We start from the raw sequence: 15,390 nt of genomic DNA, 5'->3' as shown, positions 1-15,390 counted from the left end.
TTATCCTCCCAACGCTTCCCGCAACGCTTCCGATACTGTCTGCACACCAACAACTTCAAGGCCCCTCGGGTGCTCCCAGCCGGCTACATTCTTGGCGGGAATAATTACACGTTTGAATCCTAGTTTTTGTGCTTCTTTGACGCGTTGCTCTATACGGGAGACGCCCCGCACCTCTCCCGTTAGGCCCACTTCCCCAATGACTACATCATACGGATGAGTCTGTTTATCTCGAAAGCTGGATGCCAGGCTGACAGCTACGGCCAAATCAATTGCCGGCTCATCCAGGCGTACACCTCCCGCTACATTTACATACGCATCCTGGTTCTGCAAAAGTAGACCTACGCGCTTTTCCAGCACTGCCATGATCATAGCGATCCGGTTATGATCGACACCCGTTGCCATCCGTCGAGGTGTCGCAAATCCGGTCGGTGTAACAAGTGCTTGCATCTCCACCAGCACTGGACGCGTGCCTTCCATGCTAGCGACAACTGTGGAACCAGCTACGCCTAGCGAACGCTCGGACAGGAACATCTCCGATGGATTCGTCACTTCTTTTAATCCATCCTCCCCCATCTCGAAGATGCCGATTTCATTTGTAGAACCGAACCGGTTTTTTACAGCGCGCAGAATACGATACGTATTATGGCGCTCTCCTTCAAAATACAACACTGAGTCCACCATATGTTCCAGCAGACGGGGACCAGCGATTGCTCCCTGCTTGGTAACATGGCCGACGATAAGGATAGCAATATCTTTCGTTTTGGCCAATCGCATTAGATGAGCCGTGCACTCCCGCACCTGGGCCACGCTGCCCGGAGCCGAAGTAACATCCGGATGAAATATCGTCTGGATAGAATCCAAAATGACCACAGCAGGCATTAAATGTGAAATCTGCTGTTCAAGCAGGAATAGATCTGTCTCCGCCAGCACGTATAAATTCGGACTGGCCGCCCCTAATCGTTCGGCACGTAGTTTAATCTGCTTAGCAGATTCCTCACCAGAAATGTAAAGTATTTTGTTATTGTTACTTGCCAGCTCCTGTGATGCCTGCAATAGCAATGTGGATTTACCAATACCCGGATCTCCGCCCACAAGAACAAGCGATCCCGGCACAACACCACCGCCAAGCACGCGGTTCAGTTCGCTAATATTGGTCGTCAGGCGCGGCTCATCCTCCCCGACAATCGTGGTAATGGGCGCCAGGCGGCTGGCTTCTGCCGATAAACTGCGTCGTGCCGTTTCCCCTGGCTTCGCCCTCTCTTCCAGCTCCTCTACCATTGTGTTCCACTTGGTACAGCCAGGGCATTTTCCCATCCACTTCGGCGACTCATATCCGCATTCTTGACATACATATTTGGATTTATATTTAGCCATGCCTATCTTCTCTTCTTTCTTAACATATTTTCTTGTTAATTATACCGTTTTCCTGCTTTATCGCGCATCTTCCTACACTTAATTACATAAAAAAGGCTCCCCTGAGCAAAAATTGCTGTCATCAGGAGAGCCTCTTGTTCCGTTTATTATGATTTATTGCAAAGAATTTGTTACTTTGAAACGGATTCCTCCGCGCTTTCTTTCGCTTTCTCTACCTTTAATCCACCTTCCGTCACATCAATCTTTACTGTGTCACCTTTCTTGATGCCGCCGGTCAGCAATTCTTCAGATAGACGGTCTTCAATGTGACGCTGAATAGCACGGCGCAACGGACGGGCGCCAAACGCCGGGTCAAAGCCTTCCTTAGCCAGGAACCTCTTCGCATCCTCAGTAAGAACGAAATCGATTTCCTGTTCATTCAGACGCTTACGAAGCTCTTCAGACATAAGCAGCACGATTTCTGCAATGTGCGATTCCTCTAAAGAATGGAAGACAATGAGTTCATCGATCCGGTTCAGGAACTCCGGACGGAAGCTGCGCTTCAACTCCCCAAGCACGCGATCTTTCATATCTTCATAGTGCTTAGAGCTATCCGGCGTCGTAAAACCAAGGGTTGTATTTTTCTTGATTAAATCTGCACCCACATTCGATGTCATGATAATAACCGTATTGCGGAAGTCAACCGTACGCCCTTTAGAATCGGTTAGACGTCCGTCTTCAAGCACCTGCAGCAAGATGTTGAAAACTTCCGGGTGCGCTTTCTCAATTTCGTCAAGCAGTATAACAGAATACGGTTTACGACGTACTTTCTCAGTAAGCTGTCCTCCCTCATCAAATCCAACATATCCGGGAGGCGCACCTACCAGTCGGGAAGTAGAATGTTTTTCCATGTACTCGGACATATCAATACGAATCATCGCATCTTCTTCGCCGAATAATGCTTCCGCCAGGGCACGAGCTAACTCAGTTTTACCTACACCGGTCGGACCGAGGAAAATAAAGGAGCCGATAGGACGCTTCGGATCCTTCAATCCAGCTCGAGCACGACGTACGGCACGAGAAATGGATTTAACTGCATCCTCTTGACCTATCACACGTTTATGCAGGATTTCTTCCATCTTCAATAGGCGTTCCGTCTCTTCCTCTTTTAGCTTAACAACCGGAATACCGGTCCAGCTCGCTACTACAGAAGCGATATCTTCCGGAGTAACTTCAGAGTCAGTTTGCCCCTGTTTTTCCTGCCATTCATTCTTTGTCTTGTCTAATTCTTCACGCAGCTTTTGTTCCTTGTCGCGCATGGAAGCTGCCTTTTCGAATTCCTGGCTTTGTACTGCCGCATCCTTTTCCTTTCGTACTTCTTCCAGCCGTTGTTCCAATTCCTTCAAATTCGGCGGAATGGTATAGGACTGCAGACGCACTTTTGAGGCTGCTTCATCGATTAAGTCAATTGCCTTATCAGGCAGGAAACGGTCAGAGATGTAACGATCGGACAAATATACTGCCTGACGGATCGCTTCATCTGTAATATTCACGCGATGATGCGCTTCATAGCGATCTCGCAGGCCGAATAAAATTTGTACCGCTTCTTCCGTAGAAGGTTCGTCAACCTGAATCGGTTGGAAACGTCGTTCAAGCGCTGCATCCTTCTCAATATATTTACGATATTCATCAAGCGTAGTGGCACCAATGCACTGAAGTTCGCCCCGTGCTAAAGATGGCTTTAGAATGTTGGAGGCATCAATCGCTCCTTCCGCACCACCTGCACCGATTAATGTGTGCAATTCATCAATAAACAGGATGATATTACCTGCCTGGCGTATTTCATCCATGATTTTCTTTAAACGATCTTCGAATTCACCACGATATTTCGTACCAGCGACAACAGTCCCCATATCTAAAGTCATGACGCGCTTGTTACGCAAGGTTTCTGGTATTTCATTATTGATAATACGCTGTGCTAGCCCTTCTACAACCGCGGTTTTACCTACACCAGGCTCACCGATAAGCACCGGATTATTTTTTGTTCGACGACTAAGCACTTGGATAACACGCTCAATTTCCTTAGAACGACCAATAACAGGGTCTAAAGACCCATCACGTGCCACTGCGGTTAGATCACGGGCCAGACTGTCCAGTGTCGGCGTATTGACGGCTGCATTGCTGGAGCTTTGCTGATGAGAAGACATCGCTTCACTGCTGCCAAGCAACTGCAGCACCTGCTGGCGCGCTTTATTCAGGCTTACACCCAGATTATTAAGAACACGGGCTGCTACACCTTCCCCCTCGCGAATCAACCCGAGAAGAATATGCTCAGTACCTACATACGTATGGCCAAGCTTTCTTGCTTCATCCATGGAAAGCTCAATAACTTTCTTAGCACGCGGTGTATAATTGATGTTGCTTGGCTGTTCGCCGCCGCGACCAATTAACGACTCTACCTCGCCTTGAATTTTATCAAGACCAAGCCCTAACGCCTGCAGGGCTTTTGCTGCAATGCCGTCTCCTTCGCGGATAAGGCCAAGAAGGATATGTTCAGTTCCGATATTTTTGTGACCTAAACGAACCGCTTCTTCCTGAGCAAGGGCCAGAACCTTTTGTGCCCTTTCCGTAAAACGACCAAACATCATAAGACAAACACCTCCATAAGTATAAGTAAAAAGAATGGCCTATCATATTATTCTATCGTTGACTGTAAACGTTCCCGGATAAGCCGTGCCCGGCGTTCATCACGGGAGTCGGCGGTCAACTGCTGACCCGCATATTGCTGTAAAAAGCCTGGTTGCGTCATAACCATTAGTTCATTCATGACACTAAGCGGTATACCATGGATAATATCCAGGTCTATACCGAGCCGTACATCAGATAGACGTTCAGCAGCCTCTTTCGATTCGATAATGCGCGCATTGGTCAAAATACCGTATGAGCGGCATACCCTGTTCTCCAGCTGAAGCCGATGATTCCGCATTAAGTTTTGACGAGCTATACGTTCCTCTTCGATAATCTGACGGGTCACACCTGCAAGGTTCTCGATAATCTCTTCCTCGGATTGACCAAGCGTAACTTGATTGGAAACCTGAAACAAATTTCCGACCGCTTCGCTTCCCTCTCCATACAGCCCTCTCACCACCAGACCAAGCTTATTGATAGCAGAAAGTATCTGGTTAATCCTTTGCGTCATCACAAGTCCCGGCAGATGCATCATAACAGAGGCACGAATTCCGGTGCCTACATTGGTGGGACAACTGGTGAGAAAGCCTCTTTTTTCGTCAAATGCGAAGTTCACATGTTTCTCGAAGATATCGTCAATCTCATTCGCTGCTTGCCATGCTTCTTTTAATTGCAACCCGGAAAACAGACATTGAATGCGTAGGTGATCTTCCTCGTTCACCATAATGCTAATGGCTTCGTTCTCGCTAAGGATGACGGCGCCCTTTCGAGAGTCCGCAAGCAGGTTCGGGCTGATCAGATGTTTTTCCATCAGTACACGCTTCTGCAACGGTGTCAGCGCCTCCATGCGAATCATCTCAAACTGGTTCTTTGCCTTAAACGCCTCATCCCCCATTGCCTGCTCGACCTGCTCAATTACATGCTCAAGCTGTGAATCAGTCGCCAACATCGGGAACGGCTCGTCACGCAGGTTGCGCGCCAGTCTCACCCGGCTGCTAATAGCTATATCAGCGTCCTGTCCATCGCCATTCATCCATTCGCTAATCGCATTTGATATAAACTTCTGGAAAGACATGCGTTTTCCCTCCTACAAATCTGCGATTTGTTGCTCTAACTCGCGGATTCGATCGCGAATTTTCGCCGCTTCCTCAAATTCCTCACGTTCAATACGATTTCTCATCTCTTCTTTTAGTTCAGACATTTCTTTTTTCAACTTGATTGTACCGCCCGAGCGCTCCGGTACCTTTCCGCTGTGGTGCGTATTCCCATGCACCCGCCGGAACAGCGGATCAAGCTTCTCTTCAAATGCCTTATAACAATTGCTGCAGCCGAACCTTCCGCTTTTGCTGAATTGAGAGTATGTCAACCCACATGTATCGCAGCGCAGCGGTGTTTCCTGTTGCACTTTAAATGTATTCACATTCGGTTCAGCGGTGTTCAACAACCCGGATAGCAGGTGATGGATAGAAAAATGATTCATACCTCCCGGGAACACTTCTCCTCTTTCCTGCGCACATACTTCACAAAGATGGAATTCGGTCTTTTCACCATTAACGATTTTCGTGAAATGGAGCGTGGCGGGACGCTCTTGGCATTCCTGGCATATCATTTCCGCTTCCCTCCCAAGCACACATAGTTCTATACATACTATTTAATAAATAAAAATCGCAGTTAACATCGCTCGAAGAATATCTGCACGTAGCCGGTCCCTGACCGGAACCGGCACAGCCGAAATAACTCTTCCAGTGGCTGCCTTCATCATGTGCATTTCCCTTGGCGAAATGATTCCTTCTTCCCGCAGCCGTTCAATAATATTGTCACAGGCTGCTGACGTTATACTCTGGCCGATCGCTTCCATCAGCATGTGATAAAAACGCTTATTGTCAATAATCTCAATCTTGCGGATACGAATATATCCACCGCCGCCCCGTTTACTTTCTACAAGGTAGCCTTTCTCGACGGTAAACCGGGTGCTGATTACGTAATTAATCTGCGAAGGCACACACTGGAACTTATCAGCCAACTCACTACGCTGAATTTCTACTGCCCCATCGCCTTGCTGCAGAATATTCTTCAGGTGCTGTTCAATGATGTCCGATATGTTCCGCATGCACACACCTCCTAACCGGTTTGTCTTTGACTTTGACTTTCTTTGACTATAATTATAATCACACTTATGTAAAAATGCAAGCAACCAATATTGTTATTCTTGACCTAAAATTTCATTTCTATTCTTATCTACCCTTTTTTTAGTGTTTACAACAAAAAAATCTAAAGTGAACTTCACTTCAGATTTTCTATGTAGGAATTAATAATGTGCACGATATCAGTAAACGCCGTAACACACGTGTCAGCACCATCCAATTCTCCCTCTTTAGCAAAGCCAAAATCGCAGGCGATGGTGTATAATCCATTTACTTTGCCCGCTTCCACGTCCGAGTGACGGTCACCAACCATAATCGCATGCTCAATACGGTAGTCATTCAGTAGCTTTGTGACAAGGTCGTTCTTCGTTTTTGTTTGGAAACGGCCTGCACTATACAAATCCGTAAATAACATTGATAATCCAGTATATTTTACCACAGCCTCAATGTACGCTTTCTCCCCGTTGCTTACAACGAAAACCGGAATTCCGTTTTCCTTGAGTCGAGTCAATACATCGAATACGCCATCATACAGCTTCCCTTCTCCATTTTTTAAGCGTTCAATTTCGTAGTCAAGCATTAATGTATTCGCTTTTTCCCTTACTACCTGCGATGCATCAGGCATAAGTGTATTCCAAATTTGCTCTATGGTCATGCCAAATACGTTTAAGACTTGCTCTCTAGTAGGCGTTTTCCCTTTATATATACCTTCCCGTTTCAAATGCTCGAATGCATCCTTTACCGCAGGCAATGCTACATTTTCCGTTTGCAGCAGCGTTCCGTCCATGTCGAAAAATACTGCAAGCTGAATTGTTTTGTTAAAGGGCTTTACCGCTTCTGTCATCCGCTTACCTCCTGTATCATATTGAAATATATTGTAACAGACAGTAAGCCAACACTCAAAAAAGAACCGGAGAAATCCGGTTCCTGAGCTTTAGCCAAAGCGCCCTGTAATGTAATCTTCTGTACGCTTATCTTGCGGATTGGTAAAGATCGTCTCTGTTTGATCAAACTCAACCATTTCACCTAATAGAAAAAAGGCTGTGTGATCAGATACGCGTGCAGCTTGTTGCATATTATGCGTGACAATAATGATGGTGTACTTCTTCTTTAGCTCAAACAACAGCTCTTCCACTTTTTGCGTAGAAATTGGATCCAGCGCCGAGGTAGGTTCATCCATCAACACTACTTCCGGCTCTACGGCCAATGTACGGGCAATGCACAGACGCTGTTGCTGACCGCCAGATAAACCCATCGCATTTTTACTTAAGCGGTCTTTAACCTCATTCCATAGACCAGCTTGTGTCAGGCAGCGCTCTACGATCTCATCCAGCTTCTTCTTGTTCTTGAATCCGTTAATCCGAAGACCTGCTGCTACATTGTCATAAATAGACATCGTAGGAAACGGGTTCGGTTTCTGAAACACCATTCCTACCTGCTGGCGTACCGTTACAGGATCACGGTCCGGATTATAAATATTCTCGCCCTCAAGCAGAATTTCGCCCTCTACCTTTGCGCCCTCGATTACTTCATGCATACGGTTAATCGCCCGCAAAAACGTTGATTTGCCACAGCCGGAAGGACCGATAAACGCAGTTACTTTATTTTTTTCAATAGCCATATTAATATTTTTAATCGCATGAAAATCGCCATACCATAGGTTCAGGCTTTTTGCTTCAATCATTGATCTCCACCTCGTATATTCTATCGCTTTCTCGTAACCAAACGTGCAGATACATTCAACACAAGAACAATTAGAATAAGCGTCAGCGCCCCTGCCCATGCCTGAGCTTGCCACTCCGCATACGGAGAAATTGCATAGTTAAATACCAGCACTGGCATCGAGGCAATCGGTTCATTAAGGGACTTGTTCCAATACATATTTCCGAAAGCCGTGAAGAGCAACGGAGCGGTCTCCCCTGATACACGAGCCACAGCCAGCATAATACCTGTAATAATCCCACGTAGCGCAGTGGGCAGGATTATCAGCATGATAACACGCCACTTTGGAATACCGAGTGCAAGGCCCGCCTCCCGGATATGATTCGGCACTAGCTTTAACATCTCTTCTGTTGTACGGGTAACAGCCGGAATCATAATAAACGCCAGCGCTATTCCTCCCGCATAGGCGGAAAAACCGCCCAGCCACAATACTACGAGAGCATACACAACAATACCCACAACAATAGAAGGTACGCCAAGCATAATATCTGTTAGGAATGAAACGAATTTACCAAAACGGTTGCGACCATACTCAGATAGGAAGACTCCTGCCATCAAGCCTACTGGTACCCCAATTAATGAGGCAAGACCAATAAGCGTAAATGTACCGACAATACCGTTGGCCATCCCGCCACCTGCTTCTCCCGGGGGGGCAGGTAGCTCCGTGAAAAAGGCAAAATTTAAAGCGGGTATTCCTTTTACAAGAACATATCCCAGAATGCTGAACAGAGGGGTAAGTGCCAGAAGCATACTTAAGATGGTTAGGCTGACCATAAAAGAGCTGAATGCACGGCGCCGGCCCAGCTTGGCATTCAATTTATTCGTTTTTTGTTTTTTGACACTTTCCAATACACTTTCCATATTTATTTAGCCTCCTGTATGCCTCTAGACGTTGTCCACACAAGGAAACGTGCGAAGATGTTGACCAACAGCGTTACCGCAAACAGCAGGAACCCAATTTCAATCAACGTGGATAAATAAATATCAGAGGAGGCTTCGTTAAATTCATTAGCAATGACGCTCGCCATCGTATAAGCGGGGTCAAATATAGAATCCGGAACTTCCGGTCGATTTCCGATAACCATCGTAACAGACATCGTCTCTCCGATTGCACGGCCCAGCCCGATAATCATGGCGCCAAGAATACCTGAACGCGAATACGTAAGTACAGCCGTACGAATCATTTCCCATTTCGTTGCGCCAAGGGCTAGAGCAGCTTCACGCTGTGCATCCGGTACAACCATAATCACTTCTCTGGAAATAGAAGCGATCGTCGGAATGATCATAATCGCCAGAATTACACCTGCTGTGAAAATCCCGACTCCGAAGGAAGGCCCAGCAAAGAACGGAATGAACTTCCCTAATGTATTAATAAATACAGGAGCGATATACTCCCGAATAATAGGGCCTAAAACGAAAATTCCCCACAAACCATATACAATGGAAGGAATTGCAGCTAAAAGCTCAATTAGAAAGCCTACAACATCCCGAAACCATTTCGGAGCGACTTCAACAAGAAAGACAGCAATTCCAATACTTATAGGTGTTGCGATAACAAGAGCCAGGAGTGAAGAAACAATCGTACCGTAAATGAACGGCCAAGCTCCAAATTCTTCTGTGACGGGGTCCCATGAGGAGCTAAATAAAAAGCCTAACCCATACTTATCAAGAGCAAAGCTCGAACCGCGGAACATCTCCCACACCATAAGACCAAGCATGGCAATGATTGAACAACCAAAGATATATGCGATTGCTTTGAATAATTGATCTCCATATCTTTTCTTCAAGGATTACACTCCCCATTCTCTTGAAAAAAGCGGCAAAAAACTCCAGGGAGTTTTTTGCACGCTCTTTCTGTCTTACTGCTTTATTTCAAAACCGGTTGACCGTCTACTTTTACTTTTTTTAATTGTGCTACGCACTTGTCCTGCAGTTCTTTCGGCAGTGGAGCATACTGTAAATCGGAGGCATATTTTTGTCCATCTGTTACAGTCCATTGCAGCATTGTCAGCATTTTTTCAGCTTTTGCTTTATCCATTCCCAAATCTTCTGGAACTAGTGCCCATGTTGTTCCGACGATCGGATAGCTGTCTTTTCCAGGCTGATCGTTGAGTTCAATTTTCAAATCTTCCGGTACATTCGCCAATCCGCCTTGCGCAGCCGCTGTTACAGAATCAAGCGAAGGTGCTACAAACTGACCGTCTTTGTTTTGAACTTGAGCTGCTGTCATGTTGTTTTGGATAACATATGCTAACTCGATGTATCCGATGGACCCTGGTGTGTTTTGTACTTGTCCGGCTACGCCTTCGTTTCCTTTCGCACCAGTACCTACATTATCCCACTTGATCGATTTTCCTACTTTTTCTTTCGGCCACTTATCTGCTGCTGCTTTATTCAGATATGTTGTGAAAATGTGGCTTGTGCCGGAACCGTCAGAACGGTGTACCGGAAAAATATCTGTATCTGGAAGCTTCACGCCTTTGTTGTTTGCTGCGATTTGAGGATCATTCCATTTTTTTACTTTTCCGCTGTAAATATCAGCGATGTTCGCTGGAGTTAGCTTCAAGTCCTTTACGCCCTCAAGGTTGTATGCAATCGCAACCCCGCCCAGCGTTACTGGAATATGCAATACGTTGCCGCCAGCCGCTTTGATTTCATCTTCTTTCATTGGAGCATCAGAAGCTGCAAAATCAACTGTTTTTGCAGTCAATTGCTTGATACCGCCACCGGAACCGATTGCCTGATAGTTTACTTTCACGTCTGTATGTTCTTTGGAATACTCATTGAACATTTTAGAGAACAACGGATTTACAAAGCTGGAACCTGCGCCATTCAGAAGACCTGCTTCTCCGCTAGGCTTCTGTTGTCCGCTTGCTCCTGCTTCTTTATCGCCTTCCGGTTTCAGGCTCGTGCTGGAAGAACCACACGCTGCGAGAGAAAACATCATCACAAGCGCAAAAAGTAGGACACCGATTTTTTTCAACTTCACTGCAAAAATCCCCCTCTAAGATTTTTAGTAAATTGGTTTTATTTCCGTGTTGATGTGGAATAATTACGTTGTTCATAATAATCGAGGAATATAGGCCCTACAAGGTGTTTTACACGATCTTTAATTTATCTTTACAAACTGTTTACACCATTAAAAACGAAGGTTTTCTTCAGATTTTCTCTCCCTGTATAATCCTTGTTTTGACAGGCTTTCTTTCCTTCATGAACAGGATTGTTAATTTAATGTTAAGAAATAAAGAACAGAAAAAAGAGTGCTTGCGTTCTGCAAGCACTCCTCATTTTTTCCTTGCTATGCTAAATATGACTTGCTATATAACGTAAACTCATCCAGTCTTTCACGACTTACTTCATATCCAATACCAGGTCCTTCTGGAACGGTAATCCAGCCATCCTTCACGGTAACTTCTGGAATGATAATGTCCTTCTCCCAATAGCGTGCAGAGGCAGCTGTATCCCCCGGCATAATGAAATTTGACAACGTTGTGATAGCCACATTATGTGCACGACCAACCCCTGCTTCCAGCATACCGCCACACCATACCGGAATATTATGCTCCTTGCATATATCATGGATTTTCTTTGCCTCGGTTAAGCCACCTACGCGACCGATTTTAATGTTAATTACACCGCAGCTTTTAAGTTTAATCGCTTTACGCACGTCTTCTACAGAATGAATACTTTCATCAAGACAAATCGGTGTCCGAAGCTGTGCTTGCAATTCCGCATGATCAACAATGTCATCATGGGCAAGCGGCTGTTCAATCATCGTAAGGTTGAATGCATCCAATTTGCGCAAATGTTCGGCATCGTCTAACGTATAAGCAGAGTTCGCATCAGCCATTAACTTAATATCAGGGAAACGTTCGCGTACCGCACGAATAACTTCAACATCCCATCCCGGCTGAATTTTTACCTTAATACGCTTATAGCCTTCGTATACATACTTCTCTACAAGACGGAGCAGTTCATCCACAGAATCTTCAATGCCTAAGCTGATGCCTACCTCAATTTTTTTCTTCTCTCCCCCAAGCGCTTGTGCAAGTGTCATTCCCTTCTGTCTGGCATAGAGATCCCAGACTGCTCCCTCAATTGCTGCCTTCGCCATATAGTTGCCCCTGATATGAGCAAACCTTTCGTTAGTAAGTTCATCTGGATGTTCAATCGGTTTTTCGAATACGAGCGGAAGCAAGAAATCCTCAAGCATATGCCAGTTCATCTTGACCGTCTCTTCTTTATAGAACGGTTCAATTGCGGCGACCGATTCTCCCCAGCCTGAAAGACCGTCTTCGCTTTTTGCTTCTACAAGAATGAATTCCTTGTCATATTCAGTACCTACACTTGTAGTAAATGGTCGACGCATCCGCATCTTCATGTGACGCAAAATAACCTGTTTAATGTTCATTTATAATCCTCTCCTTTTCTGTGTAAAACATAGAAATGTACTGGTGTTGCCTTCTCATTACGTACCAGATCCGTTACAATCCAGCCCCGCTCGAACAAATATGTAAACGCATGATGTGTCACCGCACGCCACCGAATAGCCAGCGATTTGTTTTGTTTTTTCATTTGCTGAAATTGCGCTGGCACCGGGAGATACATCGTTGTTCCCTCGAGTCGATCCCAGTCTATGTCTTCAGCCACCGGTACCGGATAACCATTCTCATCTCGTTCCCAATCGAAAAGCAAGCCTTCAGGAACATCGTTATATTGCTGTCGCTTCCCTTCTGCTCGTGCAACTACTCTTTGGCTTCCGATATGCCAGTCCACTTGAAAACGGTCGGAAGAAATTCCCCGATTCAGGGAATCCTGCATATCGCCGTAGCAGTTCTCAATATAAGTGGAGCACACCGCGCCGAGCTTATGAATATTCAGATAACCGTTGGCCGTCTCCAATGGATCATAGGTCCATGTGATTCGATCATAGCCAAGTGTTAATGCAGCTTCTCGTTGCTTCCACTTCAATTTCTCCCCAATCTTCATGTAACGATAATCAGGATGTGTCCCTAGCATATGCGAGCAAAGATATGTTCGCTTCCCGTCAAATCCTGCAAAACTGTATTGAAAACCGATAAGCCTGTTGTCCAGAAAAGCACCGAGCACCATCCCTCCATGCTTGGCAGCAGTCACCATCTGATCCGCTGGCATCGGTATATCGGTTTGCCAGATTATCTTCTCCAGTTCCACAATAGGCTCGATTTCTTCTACCTTTGCCAGCATACGAATCTCTAAATTCTGTGTCATGTCGACTCTCCCTTCTGGAATGTATGAATGACTGTCCGGGCCATAATATGTGCTCCCGACACCAGTGCTTCACGGTTAAACTGCATATGAGGATGATGAAGTCCTGGTGTAAGGCCGCAACCTAAACCCAGCATGGTTGCTTTGATATGTGGATGCTTTAGGGTATAAAAGTGAAAGTCCTCACCTCCAGGTGTAATAACATCAGGTGCTGTATTCTCCTGGCCCAGCACATCCTGAATAGATTGACGCATACATGCTTTCGCTTCATCATGTACTTCGGCGGCCGCTGTTCTTCCATCCGGCTGCAATGTAATGTGGGCACCATACATCTCTGCTGTACATCTGGCAACCGACTGAATTTTTTCATATATTTCGTCGAGTGTTTGATTGGATTGAGAACGAACGTCAAGTGTGAATCTGGCATAATCGGGAATGACATTTGTGCTGTTTTCATCTCCTGCACGTATGCTCGTCATTTTAATAGAAGATGGGATCATTGGGTTTGTGTGAATATTCTGGATTGTTTGAAGGAATGCTGCAGCTGCTTCGATGGCATTCACTCCCAGGTGAGGACGGGCACCATGCGAGGTTAGCCCTTGCACTTCTCCCCGTACAAGAAGCGAAGCTCCGTTATAGATAGCAGGTGAAGCCTTACCGTCAGGCAGTTCCTGAATGGGGCGCAGATGAAGCCCATACAGGTAGTCAACACCTTCTACTGCCCCTTTTTCTACCATTTTTAGCGCGCCTTCCCCAGTCTCTTCCGCTGGCTGAAAAATCACTTTAATCGTACCTGGAGGACGGTATCCGGCTTTTTTTAGAATTTCCAGCGCAGAAAGTACAACCGTCATATGGGCATCATGCCCACAGGAGTGATTTGCTCTCCATTCGCCATCTACTGACTGCCATAGTGCGTCAATGTCCGCTCTCAAGGCAACAGTAAGTGGTTCTTGTCGAACAGTTGCTTCTTCCGGCTCCCATATCCCTATCACACCCGTACAATCGGTAAATGTCTCAGTCTGCAAACCAAGTAATGCTAATCGTTGTACGATAAATCGCGTCGTTTCTTCCTCCTTCCAGCTTGTTTCGGGATGTTCATGAAGATGAGAAAATGTCTGCATGATACTCGACCGCATTGTTTGTACAGAAGCTGTAAGCTCCATTACTTTTCCTCCTTTTCTTCCTGATACACCTTCTCGTATATTTGTTCATAGCGCGTTAATGTGTTCGTAATTTCTTCACTTTTTTCAGCTGATAATACGGTAACAATCGCGTTTAGCAAGGAAAAAAGGGCAGGTATAGAGTCAAGCGTCGCATCTGTTACTGCAACAGGCAAAACGAAATCGCTATAACGGGCAGCCGGTGCAATCATGCTATCGGTAATGGTCAACACTCGAGCTCCATTTTCCTTGGCGAATTTCGCCAATTGAACCGTTTCTTTCGCATAGCGCCGAAAGGAAAGTGCAATTATCACCCAGTCAGAATCAAATTCAGTGATCCATTGCGCCATATCATCTGTATCAGGGCGATAGAGACGCGTCTTTCCGCGCAGAAGATTTAGTGAGTAAGCCAACCAGGAAGCAGGAGCATGTGAAGTCCGATGGCCAACAACGAGAATATACGGAGTTTCAGCCAGGCAGCGAATAACTTGTTGAAAGGTTGACCGGGAAAGCTGGCTGAATGTTTTTTCAATTTGAAACATGTCGTTTCTCATAATTTCATCAAGTAAATCTCTTTCTTCGATTTGTGCATTTTCTGCAATTCGAGATGAGCTTTGATGCATTTGCAGCGTATAATTTGAAGCCAGAAGCTCATCCCATACGGCTTGCTGCATGTGCATGAAACTGTCAAAGCCTACTGCATGACAAAAACGAATTACCGTTGTTTCGCTAACACCTGCCTTTTTTCCGATTTCAGTTGCTGTATGCTTTGAGAACTCATGGGCATGGTCTAAAACATATCGGGCGACTTTCTTTTGTCCGGCAGTTAGCTCATGAAAATGGTGGCTGATTTTTTCACGGTAGGACATAAAACAAACTCCTTTTAAGAAGTATTGGCTTCTTAAATTTATTAATGTAGAAGTTTTCACTTCAAACTGAGTATAATTAATTTTCTGCATTTATACAAGAAAAATTTTTCGGCTATGTGAAGCGTGTGGTGTAAAGGACAACTTGATCTTGTATCCAAACCAAAAACCCCCCCTATCTGATTGCTCAGATAAGGGGGTTCATTTATT

14 protein-coding genes are annotated in these 15,390 nt (G+C 45.5%); all 14 read right to left on the bottom strand.

Annotated elements, in window-relative coordinates; translation table 11 throughout:
• The 14 genes from radA to HMPREF0083_RS20410 all read right to left on the bottom strand — a co-directional run bounded on the left by radA (position 1) and on the right by HMPREF0083_RS20410 (position 15,183).
• A complete protein-coding gene (gene radA, locus HMPREF0083_RS20475; RefSeq protein WP_021623654.1) occupies positions 1-1,374 on the bottom strand; it encodes a DNA repair protein RadA in 1,374 nt (457 codons plus the stop codon).
• Positions 1,375-1,544: 170 nt separating this feature from the next.
• Positions 1,545-4,001 carry an ATP-dependent protease ATP-binding subunit ClpC gene (gene clpC / locus HMPREF0083_RS20470; RefSeq protein ID WP_021623653.1) on the bottom strand — a complete coding sequence of 819 codons (2,457 nt, stop codon included), beginning with the start codon at positions 3,999-4,001 and terminating at the stop codon, positions 1,545-1,547.
• 47 nt (positions 4,002-4,048) lie between these two features.
• A complete protein-coding gene (locus HMPREF0083_RS20465; RefSeq protein ID WP_021623652.1) occupies positions 4,049-5,116 on the bottom strand; it encodes a protein-arginine kinase McsB in 1,068 nt (355 codons plus the stop codon).
• A gap of 12 nt (positions 5,117-5,128) precedes the next feature.
• A complete protein-coding gene (locus tag HMPREF0083_RS20460) occupies positions 5,129-5,650 on the bottom strand; it encodes a protein-arginine kinase activator protein McsA (RefSeq protein WP_040304140.1) in 522 nt (173 codons plus the stop codon).
• A gap of 42 nt (positions 5,651-5,692) precedes the next feature.
• Positions 5,693-6,151, bottom strand: a complete 459-nt coding sequence (locus HMPREF0083_RS20455) for a CtsR family transcriptional regulator (RefSeq protein WP_021623650.1) — start codon at positions 6,149-6,151, stop codon at positions 5,693-5,695.
• A gap of 173 nt (positions 6,152-6,324) precedes the next feature.
• On the bottom strand, positions 6,325-7,029 hold the full coding sequence (locus HMPREF0083_RS20450) for an HAD-IA family hydrolase (RefSeq protein WP_021623649.1): 705 nt from the start codon (positions 7,027-7,029) through the stop codon (positions 6,325-6,327).
• 90 nt (positions 7,030-7,119) lie between these two features.
• Positions 7,120-7,869: a phosphate ABC transporter ATP-binding protein PstB gene (gene pstB / locus HMPREF0083_RS20445; protein ID WP_021623648.1), complete on the bottom strand. Its 750-nt coding sequence runs from the start codon at positions 7,867-7,869 to the stop codon at positions 7,120-7,122.
• 20 nt (positions 7,870-7,889) lie between these two features.
• Positions 7,890-8,768, bottom strand: coding sequence for a phosphate ABC transporter permease PstA (gene pstA / locus HMPREF0083_RS20440; RefSeq protein WP_021623647.1), 879 nt, complete (start codon positions 8,766-8,768; stop codon positions 7,890-7,892).
• 2 nt (positions 8,769-8,770) lie between these two features.
• A complete protein-coding gene (pstC, locus tag HMPREF0083_RS20435; RefSeq protein WP_021623646.1) occupies positions 8,771-9,694 on the bottom strand; it encodes a phosphate ABC transporter permease subunit PstC in 924 nt (307 codons plus the stop codon).
• Between the two features lie 80 nt (positions 9,695-9,774).
• Positions 9,775-10,896, bottom strand: coding sequence for a phosphate ABC transporter substrate-binding protein PstS (gene pstS / locus HMPREF0083_RS20430; RefSeq protein ID WP_021623645.1), 1,122 nt, complete (start codon positions 10,894-10,896; stop codon positions 9,775-9,777).
• A 309-nt stretch (positions 10,897-11,205) separates the two neighbouring features.
• Positions 11,206-12,318 carry an o-succinylbenzoate synthase gene (menC, locus tag HMPREF0083_RS20425; RefSeq protein ID WP_021623643.1) on the bottom strand — a complete coding sequence of 371 codons (1,113 nt, stop codon included), beginning with the start codon at positions 12,316-12,318 and terminating at the stop codon, positions 11,206-11,208.
• Complete coding sequence (locus HMPREF0083_RS20420; RefSeq protein WP_021623642.1) at positions 12,315-13,157, bottom strand: GNAT family N-acetyltransferase; 843 nt, start codon at positions 13,155-13,157, stop codon at positions 12,315-12,317. The genes menC and HMPREF0083_RS20420 overlap by 4 nt, the downstream gene beginning before the upstream one ends.
• Positions 13,154-14,317 (bottom strand): M20 peptidase aminoacylase family protein, encoded by a 1,164-nt coding sequence (locus HMPREF0083_RS20415; protein WP_021623641.1) that lies wholly within the window; start codon positions 14,315-14,317, stop codon positions 13,154-13,156. The genes HMPREF0083_RS20420 and HMPREF0083_RS20415 overlap by 4 nt, the downstream gene beginning before the upstream one ends.
• Positions 14,317-15,183 carry a MurR/RpiR family transcriptional regulator gene (locus HMPREF0083_RS20410; RefSeq protein WP_040304137.1) on the bottom strand — a complete coding sequence of 289 codons (867 nt, stop codon included), beginning with the start codon at positions 15,181-15,183 and terminating at the stop codon, positions 14,317-14,319. The genes HMPREF0083_RS20415 and HMPREF0083_RS20410 overlap by 1 nt, the downstream gene beginning before the upstream one ends.
• Between the last annotated feature and the right edge of the window lie 207 nt (positions 15,184-15,390).

Source organism: Aneurinibacillus aneurinilyticus ATCC 12856 (assembly GCF_000466385.1).
Lineage (GTDB): Bacteria > Bacillota > Bacilli > Aneurinibacillales > Aneurinibacillaceae > Aneurinibacillus > Aneurinibacillus aneurinilyticus.
The sequence above is the reverse complement of the archived record's forward strand: the minus strand, read 5'-3'. Positions and strand labels throughout refer to the sequence as shown.